At 55.5% G+C, this 12,215-nt stretch carries 16 protein-coding genes; 13 read left to right on the top strand and 3 right to left on the bottom strand.

Going from position 1 to position 12,215, the window contains the following annotated elements:
• Window positions 1-28 precede the first annotated feature (28 nt).
• Entirely contained in the window at window positions 29-1,177 is a 1,149-nt protein-coding gene (locus PHD76_04545) for an LptF/LptG family permease (protein MDD5261099.1), read from the bottom strand.
• Window positions 1,178-1,212: 35 nt separating this feature from the next.
• Here PHD76_04545 and gmhA point away from each other — a divergent pair, with 35 nt between their 5' ends.
• The 9 genes from gmhA to PHD76_04500 all read left to right on the top strand — a co-directional run bounded on the left by gmhA (window position 1,213) and on the right by PHD76_04500 (window position 6,723).
• Window positions 1,213-1,779 carry a D-sedoheptulose 7-phosphate isomerase gene (gene gmhA, locus PHD76_04540; protein MDD5261098.1) on the top strand — a complete coding sequence of 189 codons (567 nt, stop codon included), beginning with the start codon at window positions 1,213-1,215 and terminating at the stop codon, window positions 1,777-1,779.
• Between the two features lie 269 nt (window positions 1,780-2,048).
• Window positions 2,049-3,389 carry a signal recognition particle protein gene (gene ffh / locus PHD76_04535; protein ID MDD5261097.1) on the top strand — a complete coding sequence of 447 codons (1,341 nt, stop codon included), beginning with the start codon at window positions 2,049-2,051 and terminating at the stop codon, window positions 3,387-3,389.
• An 18-nt stretch (window positions 3,390-3,407) separates the two neighbouring features.
• Window positions 3,408-3,668 (top strand): 30S ribosomal protein S16, encoded by a 261-nt coding sequence (gene rpsP, locus PHD76_04530; GenBank protein MDD5261096.1) that lies wholly within the window; start codon window positions 3,408-3,410, stop codon window positions 3,666-3,668.
• Window positions 3,669-3,692: 24 nt separating this feature from the next.
• Window positions 3,693-3,944 carry a KH domain-containing protein gene (locus tag PHD76_04525; protein ID MDD5261095.1) on the top strand — a complete coding sequence of 84 codons (252 nt, stop codon included), beginning with the start codon at window positions 3,693-3,695 and terminating at the stop codon, window positions 3,942-3,944.
• On the top strand, window positions 3,941-4,672 hold the full coding sequence (trmD, locus tag PHD76_04520) for a tRNA (guanosine(37)-N1)-methyltransferase TrmD (protein ID MDD5261094.1): 732 nt from the start codon (window positions 3,941-3,943) through the stop codon (window positions 4,670-4,672). The genes PHD76_04525 and trmD overlap by 4 nt, the downstream gene beginning before the upstream one ends.
• A complete protein-coding gene (gene rplS / locus PHD76_04515) occupies window positions 4,644-5,021 on the top strand; it encodes a 50S ribosomal protein L19 (protein MDD5261093.1) in 378 nt (125 codons plus the stop codon). Before trmD ends, rplS begins: the two co-directional genes overlap by 29 nt.
• 21 nt (window positions 5,022-5,042) lie before the next feature.
• A complete protein-coding gene (locus tag PHD76_04510) occupies window positions 5,043-5,675 on the top strand; it encodes a ribonuclease HII (protein ID MDD5261092.1) in 633 nt (210 codons plus the stop codon).
• On the top strand, window positions 5,665-6,045 hold the full coding sequence (locus PHD76_04505; GenBank protein ID MDD5261091.1) for a YraN family protein: 381 nt from the start codon (window positions 5,665-5,667) through the stop codon (window positions 6,043-6,045). The genes PHD76_04510 and PHD76_04505 overlap by 11 nt, the downstream gene beginning before the upstream one ends.
• 69 nt (window positions 6,046-6,114) lie before the next feature.
• Window positions 6,115-6,723, top strand: a complete 609-nt coding sequence (locus PHD76_04500; protein ID MDD5261090.1) for a four helix bundle suffix domain-containing protein — start codon at window positions 6,115-6,117, stop codon at window positions 6,721-6,723.
• Window positions 6,724-6,739: 16 nt separating this feature from the next.
• On the opposite strand, the gene PHD76_04495 is transcribed toward PHD76_04500, so the two are convergent.
• On the bottom strand, window positions 6,740-7,285 hold the full coding sequence (locus PHD76_04495) for a hypothetical protein (GenBank protein ID MDD5261089.1): 546 nt from the start codon (window positions 7,283-7,285) through the stop codon (window positions 6,740-6,742).
• A gap of 137 nt (window positions 7,286-7,422) precedes the next feature.
• On the opposite strand from PHD76_04495, the gene PHD76_04490 reads away from it, so the two are divergent.
• Window positions 7,423-8,967 (top strand): YifB family Mg chelatase-like AAA ATPase, encoded by a 1,545-nt coding sequence (locus PHD76_04490; protein ID MDD5261088.1) that lies wholly within the window; start codon window positions 7,423-7,425, stop codon window positions 8,965-8,967.
• Here the strand turns inward: PHD76_04490 and PHD76_04485 are convergent.
• Complete coding sequence (locus tag PHD76_04485) at window positions 8,964-9,617, bottom strand: hypothetical protein (protein ID MDD5261087.1); 654 nt, start codon at window positions 9,615-9,617, stop codon at window positions 8,964-8,966. The genes PHD76_04490 and PHD76_04485 overlap by 4 nt on opposite strands.
• 504 nt (window positions 9,618-10,121) lie before the next feature.
• On the opposite strand from PHD76_04485, the gene PHD76_04480 reads away from it, so the two are divergent.
• The 3 genes from PHD76_04480 (at window position 10,122) to PHD76_04470 (ending at window position 12,203) form a co-directional block, all read left to right on the top strand.
• Window positions 10,122-10,583 carry a hypothetical protein gene (locus tag PHD76_04480; GenBank protein MDD5261086.1) on the top strand — a complete coding sequence of 154 codons (462 nt, stop codon included), beginning with the start codon at window positions 10,122-10,124 and terminating at the stop codon, window positions 10,581-10,583.
• Window positions 10,584-10,782: 199 nt separating this feature from the next.
• Entirely contained in the window at window positions 10,783-11,376 is a 594-nt protein-coding gene (locus PHD76_04475; GenBank protein ID MDD5261085.1) for an XRE family transcriptional regulator, read from the top strand.
• On the top strand, window positions 11,373-12,203 hold the full coding sequence (locus tag PHD76_04470) for a TIM barrel protein (GenBank protein ID MDD5261084.1): 831 nt from the start codon (window positions 11,373-11,375) through the stop codon (window positions 12,201-12,203). Before PHD76_04475 ends, PHD76_04470 begins: the two co-directional genes overlap by 4 nt.
• Window positions 12,204-12,215: the final 12 nt, after the last annotated feature.

Raw genomic sequence — 12,215 nt, 5'->3', positions numbered from 1 at the left:
TTAGTTCTGAATTCCACATTCCTCATTCTTAATTTTGATTTCTATCCGGCCAGTAACCGGACGTTCTTAAAAACGAAACAGCTTCCCAGGTCCAGCCGACTTTGGCCGCGAACATTGCCAGACCTGCGGCCCCAAAAACCAGAATCGGGCTCCACCCGGCCATGAACGGCGAAAGCCGGGTGCCGTTGCCGAGGCCGATTGAAACTTTTTGAAAGATGAAAACCACAATCAGAACCACAATGCAGTTAAACACCGCGCCCGTGCGGCTTTTGCGGTCGTGGACAATGCTGAGGGCAAACGCGAAGAGGCAGAGCACCGGGGCCAGAAGCGGATAGGCCGTGCGATTGTAGTGTTCCGTTTTGTAAGGCGCCATGCGGTTGGCGGGGGGTTGGTAGCGCGCATTGATGAATCGATACAGATCGGGCCAGGTGGATTCCTCCGGCGGTTTTAAATCGGCCACCATTTGTTCAGGAGGTTCCGTCAGGTCGTAGGCGTCCAGTCGGCTGAGATCGACCGGTGGGAGGCTGTTGCCGTCGATTTTGAATTCAACCTTGCGGATGCCGACGAAATCCCAGTAATGCCCGCGGTATTGGCCCTGGGCCACGAAATACTTTACCTTGTCGCGGCCCAATTCATCCGGAAGTACAATCTCCGCCTGCTTCAGGGTTCCGTTTGCGATATCAATTTCGTGGATGTACCACATCGTCCCGGTCTGCGGATTTTTATAAATGATGGATTTGAAAACATTGGGCGATTTCCCTTGTTGCTGGAGGTTCGCGATCAGCACCTCCCGACGACTTTCGGCTGTGGGTGAAAGGTCCAGCAACAACAGGTATTGGATAAAGCTGACCACCAGGGCCAGGAGGAAAAAGGGGATGGAAAGGCGGGCGAGGCTGAGTCCGGCACTCATCATGGCCACCAGTTCCTTGTGCGCGGAAAGGTTGCTCAGGACATAGACGCAGGAAAGAAAAAAGGCAAACGGCAGAATGACCGGCGCCACCTGCGGGATCAGCACCAGGTAGATCAGAACCAGGTTCCACAGGCTGCTGTGGGCATGGACCAGATCGCTGACGTTGTCGAACAGGTCGATAACGACAAAAACGAAATACAGGCTGGCGCAGCAAAAGAGAAAAGGCAGCACCAGCGTCACAACCAAATAACGGTCGATAATCTTCATGACAAATTGGAAGGCCGCGCTAGAAACGTAGTCCTATGCCCAGCTTACAAGAACAATTGGAGGAATTGAACGAGGTTGTCCAGCGTTTCAAATCGGTCTTGCCCCATGTGGAAGCCATCCTGCCCGTATTTGCGGACTGTTTTCACAAAGGGAACAAGCTCCTGACCTGCGGAAACGGCGGCAGCGCGGCGGATGCGCTGCACATGGCCGAGGAACTGGTGGGGCGTTACCGGGGCAACCGGCGGGCGCTTCCGGCGATCTCGCTGGTCGCGGACGTGACGGCTTTGACCTGCATCGCCAACGATTGGAGTTACGAGGCGGTTTTCAGCCGGCAGGTGGAGGCCCTGGGCAAGCCCGGCGACATCCTGGTGCTGTTCAGCGGCAGCGGCAATTCAGCCAACCAATTGAAGGCGCTGGAAACGGCGAAAAAGCTGGGGGTCAAGACGGTTGCGTTCCTGGGCAAGGGCGGCGGCAAGGCCAAGGGCCAGGCGGATTACGAAGTGATCGTGCCGAGCAACAATACCGCGCGCGTGCAGGAAATCCATACGTGGATTCTGCATGTGATTTTGGAACATATTGAGGCGGAATTCGGGGAAAAGTAATTTTAAATTTTAACGCAGAGGGCGTAAGTCGCAAAGACGCGGAAAAAAATAGAATTTAGAATTTAGAATTTAGAATTCAGAATGCAGAAGTCAAAGCTCGGAACACACCCTGAGGGGAACGGATTGAAAGGCATCCGTTGCGCAACTCCGATAAATCGCGAGTGTTCCAGATGCGCAACGGTGCGGGCAGGATGCCCGCGCTCCCGAAGAGGATGGAGGGATTGCGCGCCAAGCTTAAAACTTGAAACTTCAAACTTTAAACTGGAACGATGTTAAACCAGCTTTCAGAAAAATTCCAAAGCGTCTTCAAAACCCTGCGCGGGTATGGGAAGCTGACGGATTCCAACATATCGGAAGCGCTTCGCGAGGTGCGTCTCGCCTTGCTGGCCGCCGATGTGAATTACCAGGTGGCCAAACAGTTTTGCGACCGGGTGAAGGAAAAGGCGCTGGGCGAGGAGGTGCGCAACAGCATCCGGCCCGGCGATTTATTTGTCAAAATCGTCCATGATGAATTGCTGGCGATTTTTCAGGGCGGGGACAAAGGCCTGGCTTCGGAACGTCCCTTGCGGATCGCGTTGTGCGGCTTGAACGGCGCGGGCAAGACCACCACGGCCGCCAAGCTGGCGCTCCATCTCAAAAAGCAAAAAGAAAAGGTGCTGCTGGTGGCGGGGGATTTGATGCGCCCGGCGGCCGTGCAACAGTTGCAGACCCTGGGCCGGCAAAACGGCATTGATGTGTTCGCCCCAGAAGCTGGTGCGACTCTTGCCGGCCACCTGGCATCCGCCGCGACTGAGGCCACGAAAGGGACCTACAATGCCGTGATTTATGATTTGGCCGGACGAACGGAGATCAACCAAGAGCTGCTGGAGGAGTTAAAGTCGGCCATGGGCCAGATTCGCCCGCAGGAGGCCTTGTTGGTGGCCGATGCGGCTTTGGGCCAAAGTGCGGTGGAAGTGGCGCAGGCCTTTCAGAAACAGGTGCCGCTGACCGGGATTGTATTGTCGAAGTTTGACGGGGATGCCCGGGGCGGGGCGGCATTTTCACTGCAAAGCGTCACGGGGATGCCGTTGAAGTTTCTGGGCACGGGCGAGCGGGTGGATCAGTTTGAAGTCTTTCGCGCCGAACGGCTGGTACAGCGATTGCTGGGCATGGGAGACCTTTATGGCCTGGCTGAGAAGGTCACGGAACAGATTGATTTGGAGGACGCCTCCCGGATGCAGGAAAAGCTGTTCAAGGCGGAATTTGACCTGCAGGACTTTCTGGATCAGATGAAACAACTGAAAAAGCTTGGGCCTTTGCAAAATCTTCTTGGCATGGTCCCCGGCATGGGTAGTATTCAACATTTCTCTCTGGACGATAATGTGTTCAAGAGGACGGAAGCCATCGTTTGCTCCATGACCAGGCAGGAACGGCGGCGGCCGGACGTTTTGAATGCAAAACGGCGCCAAAGAATCGCTTCGGGAAGCGGTACCAGCGTGACGGAAGTCAATGAGCTGATGCAACGGTTCCGCACGATGAAAAAAATGGTCGGACAGTTGGCCCGGGGTGGAAACCAGGAGAATAAATTGAAGCGCTTGTTGGGCGGGATGACCCGCCAGGCCGGCAAATAACAGCAGAGGAAAGATCTTATGGCAGTAGTAATTCGTCTTCGTCGTGAAGGGACCAAAAACCGGCCCTTCTACCGTATTGTGGTGGCCGACAAACGCAGCCCCCGCGACGGCAAGTTTATTGAAATGATCGGCTCGTATGATCCGATTGAGAAAAACCAGGAGTCGGCGCTCAAGCTGGAACGCATCGATTACTGGATCGGCCAGGGTGCGAAAGCCTCCGACACGGTGCGAACCCTGATTAAAAAGGCCCGCAACAAAACCGCCGCCGCGGCGAGCTAATCCCGATGGCGCGCGGCACCGCCTATGAAGTATTTTGTGGAGTTTGTCGTTTCCTCCCTTGTGCAGCATGCGGAAGAAGTGGATGTCGAGGTGGAGGAAAGGCCTGACAGCTCGACCTATTGGGTGCATTTGAACCCGCAGGACGTCGGGCGGGTGATCGGAAAGAAGGGAAGAACCATTTCCGCGATCCGCAACCTGTGCAATGCCGCATCGGTCAAAACGGACAAACGGATTTTTGTTGAGATTGCGGAAACGGGCCCTTCGGAACAGGCGTGAAAATTGATGTTCTGACGCTGTTTCCGGAGATGCTGGAGAGCCCGTTGCAATCGAGTATTTTGAAACGGGCGCAGCAGGGCGGCCAGGTACAAGTCGGAGTGCATGACATTCGCAAGTATGCGCACGACAAGCATCGCACGGTGGATGACCGTCCGTTCGGGGGCGGTCCCGGGATGGTGATGAAGTGCGAGCCTCTGGTGGAATGTTTGGAAGCGGTGCAGGAAATGGGGCCGGGAAAGGGGCGTGTGATTTATTTGACGCCCGAAGGCGCCCGCTTTGACCAGGCCAAGGCCTTGGAGTATGCAAAGCTGCCACGGTTGATTTTTGTCAGTGGACATTATGAAGGCATCGACGAACGGGTGCGCGAAGGCTGGATCGACGAGGAATTGTCGATTGGCGATTATGTGCTGACGAACGGCACGATTGCCGCCCTGGTGGTGATTGATGCGGTGGTGCGGTTGTTGCCCGGGGTGCTGGGGAACGAAGATTCGGCGAGAATGGATTCATTCGGACCGGAGGCGGCGCTGGAAGGGCCGCAGTACACGCGTCCGGAGGAGTTTCGGGGCAAAAAGGTCCCGGAGATTTTGATGACAGGCAATCATGCGGCCATTGCCGCGTGGAGAAAAGAGCAGGCCGACCGGCGGACGTTGGAACGCCGCAAGGATCTGCTCGCGAGTGAAAAATTGGAAGGTATATGCGATGAACGTGATAGACAAAATCGAAAGTGAACAGTTAAAAAAGGACGTCTCCAAATTCAAGGTGGGCGACACCATCAAGGTTTCCTCCCGCGTGAAGGAAGGCGACAAGGAACGCATCCAGAATTATTCGGGCGTTGTGATCGCGCGCAAAGGCCGCGGCCTGAACGAGACCTTCACGGTCCGCCGCATCAGCTATGGCGAGGGTGTGGAGCGCGTGTTTCCGCTGCATTCTCCGTTCATCGAAAAAATTGCTGTTGAAATCGCCGGACGCGTGCGCCGCTCCCGTCTTTATTACCTGCGCGGCCTCAAGGGCGCGATGGAAGTGAAGTCGGAAGAAAAGAGCAAGCAGCCGGTCCGCGCCGCCAAGAAAAAGAAATAAGGCGTGCTTCATTCTTGAGGCATGAAAAGCGGGCTTTCCTGGCATTACGAACACAAGGCCCTTGAGTCCGGGGCAAGGGTGATTGCGGGCATTGATGAAGCCGGGCGAGGTTGTCTTGCGGGGCCTGTTGTAGCGGCGGCCTGCGTTTTCCTGAAGCATGAAACCTGGCCGGAGGGGCTTAACGATTCCAAAAAATTGTCCCGTGCCGAGCGTCGTCGTTTGTATGCCGAAATTTCTGGGGCCGACGGGTTGAGTTGGGCGGTGGGTCAGGCGAGCGTCGAGGAAGTGGACCGCGTAAATATATTGCAGGCGACTTTTTTGGCCATGGCCCGCGCATTGGCGGGCGTGGGAGTGATGGTGGACCTGGCCCTGATTGACGGTTCGCAGATGCCGAAGCTTCCCGTGAAAATTCACGCAATTGTCAAAGGAGATTCACAATGTCCGTCGATTGCCGCTGCTTCAATTCTGGCCAAGGAAACCCGCGACCGCCTGATGGAAGAGGCGGAAGCGCAATTCCCCGGTTATGGATTTGCCCGCCACAAAGGATACGGAACTGCCGTCCACCAAAAGGCTTTGGAACGCCTGGGGCCTTGCCCCATCCATCGCCGCAGTTTTGCCCCCGTGGCGCAGCGCCTACTCTCGTTTGCCGGGTGACCGCAAGGGGCGCGGAGATTTTGGCGAGGAAGCCGCCTGTGCTTTCCTGAAGCGGCAACACTACAAGCCGCTGGTGCGCAACTACCGTTCGCGCTGGGGGGAAATCGACCTTGTTTGCAGGCATAAAGGGGTGCTGGTGTTTGTGGAAGTCAAGGCGCGCAGCCCGGAATCGTGGGGCTCACCGGCGGAAGCGGTCACGCCGTCCAAGCAACGCCGCATACTGCGCACGGCCATGGCATATCTGGAGGAAATCAAGCTGCAGGACATGCCGGTGCGTTTTGATGTGGTGGAAGTTTTTCTCAAATCGAGCGGGCCGCCGGAGTGCCATCTGATCCCGGCAGCGTTTGAATTGACGCGGCGGAATTCGTGAGGAGCGGTATGAGAAATAATGGGAATCAGCAGATTTCTAAAAATAAGTCCAATATGACGCACATGACCCATGTCTGAAGAAAACCTTCTCCCCCCGCACGGCAACTATGCCGAACTGCTTTCCTACCAGAAAGCGGAGCTGGTGTATGACCTCACCTTCCGCTTCTGCCAACGTTTCCTCAGAAAAGGCGACCGCACCATAGACCAGATGGTGCAGGCCTCACGATCCGGCAAACAAAACATTGCCGAGGCCAGCAAAGCCTCCGGCACTTCCAAGGAAATGGAGCTCAAGCTCACGAATGTGGCCCGCGCAAGCCTGGAAGAACTGCTCCTGGATTACCGGGATTTTCTGCGGGTGCGGGATTTTGGAATCTGGGATAAGAACTCAAAGGAGGCTCTATTTGTCCGCAAACTCGGCTGCCAGCCTCACCAGTCCTATGAGACTTATAGAACTTATGTGGAAACCCGCCCGCCGGAAGTCGTGGCCAATATTGCGCTTTGCCTCATCCACCAGACGAACTATCTGCTCGACCAGCAGCTCCGCCGGTTGGAGAAGGATTTTCTCAAACAGGGCGGCCTGCGTGAGCGTATGACGCGGGCCCGTTTGCAGTATCGGAATAAGACTCATGAATCTTATACGGCACATCCGATACCGGAGAAACCGGGAAGCCAGCCTTGATTCCCATTGCAGCGCGCTATTTATTGCCGGCGAGCAGGTCTTCAATCGCCTTGTGCGCTTTCGCGCCGCCGCTGTTTTCCGTCAGCACGACCTGGCCTTTATAAGTGATATCGACTTGATATCCGGCCAATTTGGTGCCACCGCGCCACAGCATGTTGGTATTTACATTGGTGGTATTCAGCTCTTTTACCTCCAACTCGCCAATATTCAGCGTGACTGTGGTTTGAGCATCGGCCTTGAGGCCGGTTTTTGCCGGCAAAATACTGGCTGTCAGGGTGGGCTTGTCTTTCCAGTCATTAGGCTCGGTGACCACGCAGACCCGGGCTTGGATTTCATCGGTGGGATTTGGATGCAGGTTGCTAACATCCAGCAGGAAGCTGATGGTGGTGTCGGTTGTTTTGCCATGCCCCAATTTGGCATCGTCCTTGAGTTGTTTGGTGTGGGACCTTTCGAGATGGAGGATGAAGGTCGGGTTATCGAGTTCTCCGGCCACGGCCGGATTGAAGCCTCCCTGAGTTAGCGCAACCAGGAGTAGTATGAACGTAAAATAATGGGATCGCATGGGCGGATCATGCCAGAGGACGTTGAGAATTTCCAATGGAAAAACAAAATCGACGGCACTTCATATGTAACCTGTTCGTAACATTCCAGTAGCGTTATTTCAACAACAGTTGCGTTTATTAAAAGTTTAGGTTGTTCATGCTTTCGCAGATCAAATCCGCGTCCGTGGTTGGAGTTCAGGCCTTCCCGGTGGAAGTCGAAGTCAATGTCGGCGCCTGCGTGGGCCAGGGCTTGCCGGAATTCGTCGTGGTCGGTTTGCCCGATACAGCCGTCAAGGAATCGCGCGACCGCGTCCGCACAGCCATTCTCAACAGCGCCTACAATCATCCGGGGAACCGCGTCACGGTCAATCTGGCTCCGGCGGATCTCCGCAAGGAAGGCCCCAGTTTTGATCTGCCCATAGCCCTGGGAATTTTGCTGGCATCGGGGCAATGCCGGAATGACCGCAAAGAAAGGCTGCTGGCCGTCGGGGAACTGGCACTGACGGGTGCGGTGCGGCGGGTGAAAGGAGTGCTGCCCATTGCGTTGCTGGCAAAAAAGGCCGGCTTCGGAGGCATTCTGGTGCCGGTGGAGAATGCAGCCGAGGCGTCGGTGGTTGAGGGTCTGAATGTGTATCCGGTCAAAAACCTCAGATCGGCATCCGAGTTTCTGGAGGAAAAAACCGAGATTGCCGCCTCGCCTCATCGCACAGGCCTGTTTGAAAATGGGACGGCCTATGACAACGATCTGGATTTTGCGGATGTGAAAGGCCAGGAAAGCGTCAAGCGCTCGCTGGAGATCGCCGCGGCGGGAGGCCACAATCTGCTTATGATCGGCCCGCCGGGTTCGGGAAAGAGCATGCTGGCCAAGCGCCTGCCCGGCATCCTGCCCCGCATGTCCCTGCCGGAAGCTCTCGAAACCACCAAGATCCACAGTGTGGTTGGACTTTTGCCGGCGGGGCAGGCGCTGGTCGCTGTGCGTCCGTTTCGTTCTCCACACCACACAATTTCTGATATTGGATTGATAGGCGGCTCGGCCCAGCCGATGCCGGGCGAGGTGAGCCTCGCGCACAACGGCGTTTTGTTTCTGGACGAATTGCCGGAATTCAAGCGCTCGGCCCTGGAGGTGCTCCGCCAGCCGCTTGAAGACGGGAGAGTGACGATTTCGCGCGCGGCGGGAACGCTGACTTTTCCGGCGCGGTTTATGTTTGTCGGGGCGATGAATCCGACGCCCACCGGCAGTTCCGGGGATGCGCAAAAAGGGAGGGTTTCGGCAACTGCTGTTCAACGCTATTTGAACCGGATTTCCGGGCCGCTGCTCGACCGGATTGACCTGCACGTTGAGGTCCCGGCGCTCAAACATGAGCAATTGCTTTCCGCTCCTTCGGGTGAAAGCACCGGGACGATCCGTGAACGGGTGGAGAAGGCGCGTGAGCTCCAGCGAAGGCGTTTTTCGGGAAAAGCGATCTGGTGCAACGCGCTGATGGGGCCCAAACAAATCCAGGCCTTTGCCCCGATTGACAACGACAGCCGGAACATTCTCAAGTATGCGATGGAGAATATGAACCTCAGCGCGCGGGCCTATGACCGGATTTTAAAAGTCGCCCGCACCATAGCGGATCTGGCGGATTCCGAACAGGTCACGACAGACCATGTCAGTGAAGCGGTGCAATACCGTTCCCTGGACCGGCAGCTCTGGGGTTAATTTGCCCCGGCGTTTTTGTCACGGGTGCGTTCAATGGCCGTGACCCGCCCGCTCTTGAATTCCACGTTGAGAGATCCCACGGCGACCTTGATTGCCACGGGCAAGTTGACATAAGCGCCTTGCCGGGAATCAAAATACGGCTGGCTTACATAACGGGTTTCGTAATCGATGTACGACCATTTGTCAAAACGCCCGTTTTCATCCTGCCTGAAGGTTTTGCTGGTGGGCTTGCCCAGAGCAGCCTTGACATGGTCGAACGTCATGCCGGGCAGGACCTCCTTCCTTTTTATGGCATCGGCAAATTTTCGTTCCTCCTCCACACGCGCGAGAAGGGTGTCCAACTGGTCTTTGTCGATTTTACTGAGATTTTCCTTTGCCACCCAGCCTTCGTATCCGCTTTTGAGGTGCCTGACAAAGTAGGCATCGGGGTTATAGGCCAGCAATTGGACGTCATCGCCTGCCTGGAAATTGCGCATGTAGGCGCTCAGGTTCCGGTCGGCATAAACTCCGACGACTTTTTCGACCTTGAGGATAATGGGTTTTTGGTCGCCAAGATCGCTGAAATAAATGGCTTCGGGGTCGCGCCCGAAATCCTTGTCGCCGGCGGCTGCAGTGAGCGCGAGGGATAAACACGCAAAACCAACTCCCAAAACCAGATGCTTTAGCCTGCATGCCTCAGTCTTCTTTGGAAATTGCGCCGCATGTCTTTCTTTCCTGCGAGGAGGAAGGAAAACTCCGGGAGCATGCAGGCTATTGCAAAACCGCCTCAAAATTTGGAGTTTATGTTTCAATAAAAAATCCCATTCAGACGGTTTTGCATTTAACCCGGATGCTTGGTTACCCTCTTCTTGTCCAGTACCTTGAGGGCTTTTCAGAAGCGGGTGAGGCATTCGCATCCGGGTTAGGGACATGACTGCAATTTAGCAGAGGCCATTGTAAAAGCCAGCGGGAATGTGCGAACGGATGAATATGCGATATGTCCTCGCTTATTTGACTCGCTCTTCGTTTAACCCGAGGCCAGAATTACATCAGGCAGTTTGGATGAGCTCATGGTGATAAAAATTCAGGGGGATTAGCATTTGGAGAAATCCTGATATTTAGAGTTTCGCTTTTATATTCCGATCTGCGTTAGACGGCGCCGGACAGGTATTCATATGCAAAACCTTAACACATTTGGAAATGCATGCCGCTGTCTGATCGAATTGGCGGGGCGGAATGGCCGCGATATCGCCGAAGCCGATTTCCTGGATGAGTTTTCGAGAAAATACACCTCCTGGTTCCGGCAACCCGGTTCGACCAATGAGTTTTCGATTTTGGAGATTGCCCGGGATTTGGGCATTGCAAAAAACAGCATCGTAACCGTGGACAAGGATCTGGTGCTAAAGTATCAAAGTCATTATGGCGACCGGCATGTCAGCGGAATTTTTCTTTACACGGAACGCATGCTTGTGGACGGGGAATTATCCGCGATTTACCACTGCATGCTGCTCCTGGACGCGGACGCGGATGGATTGAAGGTCTGGTGCCCCTATGAAGATGGTTCCAGCCTGGAAGGAATCCTGACCTGGCAACAGTGGACCGACTATATGATGCATGCGCTGGTGCTGTTGCCTTAGCGCGGATGTTTCACCCGCCTCTGGAAAGCCCTCCAAAGGGTCTTGCCAAAAGGCCGCGCGGAATAAGGGCGCAACTGCATCCGGGTCAACCCTCGATGCGCCCGGCGGCCCCCTTGTTTTCGCACCCAATCAAATTCAAACTGTTTGAATATCAAGAATAGTACTTGAATTACACCCTTGTTCCATCAGGATGGATTCGATGAATGAGTTGGGCTCGCGAATCCGCAGGCTGCGCCTGCGCCAGCAACGGACTTTGCTGGATATTTCGAAACGCTGCGGCTTCACCGTCAGCCTCCTTTCCAAGATCGAATCGGGAAAAACGACGCCGCCCGTGGCGACACTCACTAAGATTGCCGCAGCACTCGGCGTCAGCCTGGGAAATCTTCTCGATGGCGGCCAGGATTCCCCGACGGTCCTAAGTCTGGCCCGGGAGCGGACCCATAGCGCGGCTGCACAGACGGACAAGGGCTATGGATTTTACCTCCTGGCTGCGAAACGCGCGGATAAAATCATGCAGCCGTTTATTTTCACTGCCGAGCGGGGCAAAATCAAACGGGGAGTCCTGGCTCATTGCGGTGAGGAATTTGTCTATGTTCTGGAGGGCCGGATGCGTTACCGGGTGGGCGACACCACCCACACCCTGGGCCCCGGAGATTCCCTCTATTTCAATTCCGAGGAGGAACATGATCTGGAGCCTTTGACGGCCAAGGTCAAATATCTCGCGGTCTTCACCGGACGCGCCCTGCCGTCGAAAAAATCTTCTCCTCGCACAAGGCGGAAAAGCCAAAAATGAAACCGCGACTGACAATGTTAAACGCAATGGCGGGCCATGAGATCGAGCCGGCATTGGACCGGCATGTGGAATGGGGCCTCAAGGATTTGGACCTCAAGGATCAAGTCTATGGCAAATCGATCATCGACCTGAATCCCGATGAGGCCGAACGCCTCGTCGGCGCAATGCAGCGGCGCGGACTGAGCGCCTATTGTTTCTCAACGATACTCTTTCACGAACCTCTGACACCGGGCGAAGCGCATTTCCGTAACTCGGCCCTGGCCGCCCTTCCGCGGACGCTGGCAGTCGCCCGGATGGTGAAGCCCAAGCTGATTCGCTTGCTAGACCCAAGAGGCAGCGGGCGTTTCCCAGACTGGATGATCGGGCTTTATCGCGAGGCGGTGGATCAGATCTCGGCAGCCGGCTTCCAGACCACCATCGAGAACGAATGCCACGACTGCCTTTTTGGCAATGTGGAGAACATCATTGATTTCTTCCAGCGGCTTGACCGGCCAAGGACTGCGACCTTCACCTGGGACATTCAAAATCTTTGGAGCAATGGAACCTTCCCGTCCCTTGAAGTCTATCACAAACTCAAGCCGTGGATGAACTACGTCCATTTCAAGGGCGGACAGAGCGAAACCCCGGGCGGATCGCTGAAATGGAAATCGAGCCTCGCTGATGCCTCCTGGCCGGTGCAAGACATTGCCCGGCAGGTGCTGCGTGACGCGATCAGCCCCGTCTGGTGCCTGAACTCCAGTCACGGAGACCACAAGCCCGGCGTCGATTACTCAAATGTGACTCAGAACGACATGGCCTTTCTGAGAAAGGTGATCGCCGAAGGCTGATGCGGCATATAC

The organism is Candidatus Methylacidiphilales bacterium, from assembly GCA_028713655.1.
Lineage (GTDB): Bacteria > Verrucomicrobiota > Verrucomicrobiia > Methylacidiphilales > JAAUTS01 > JAQTNW01.
The sequence above is the reverse complement of the archived record's forward strand: the minus strand, read 5'-3'. Positions and strand labels throughout refer to the sequence as shown.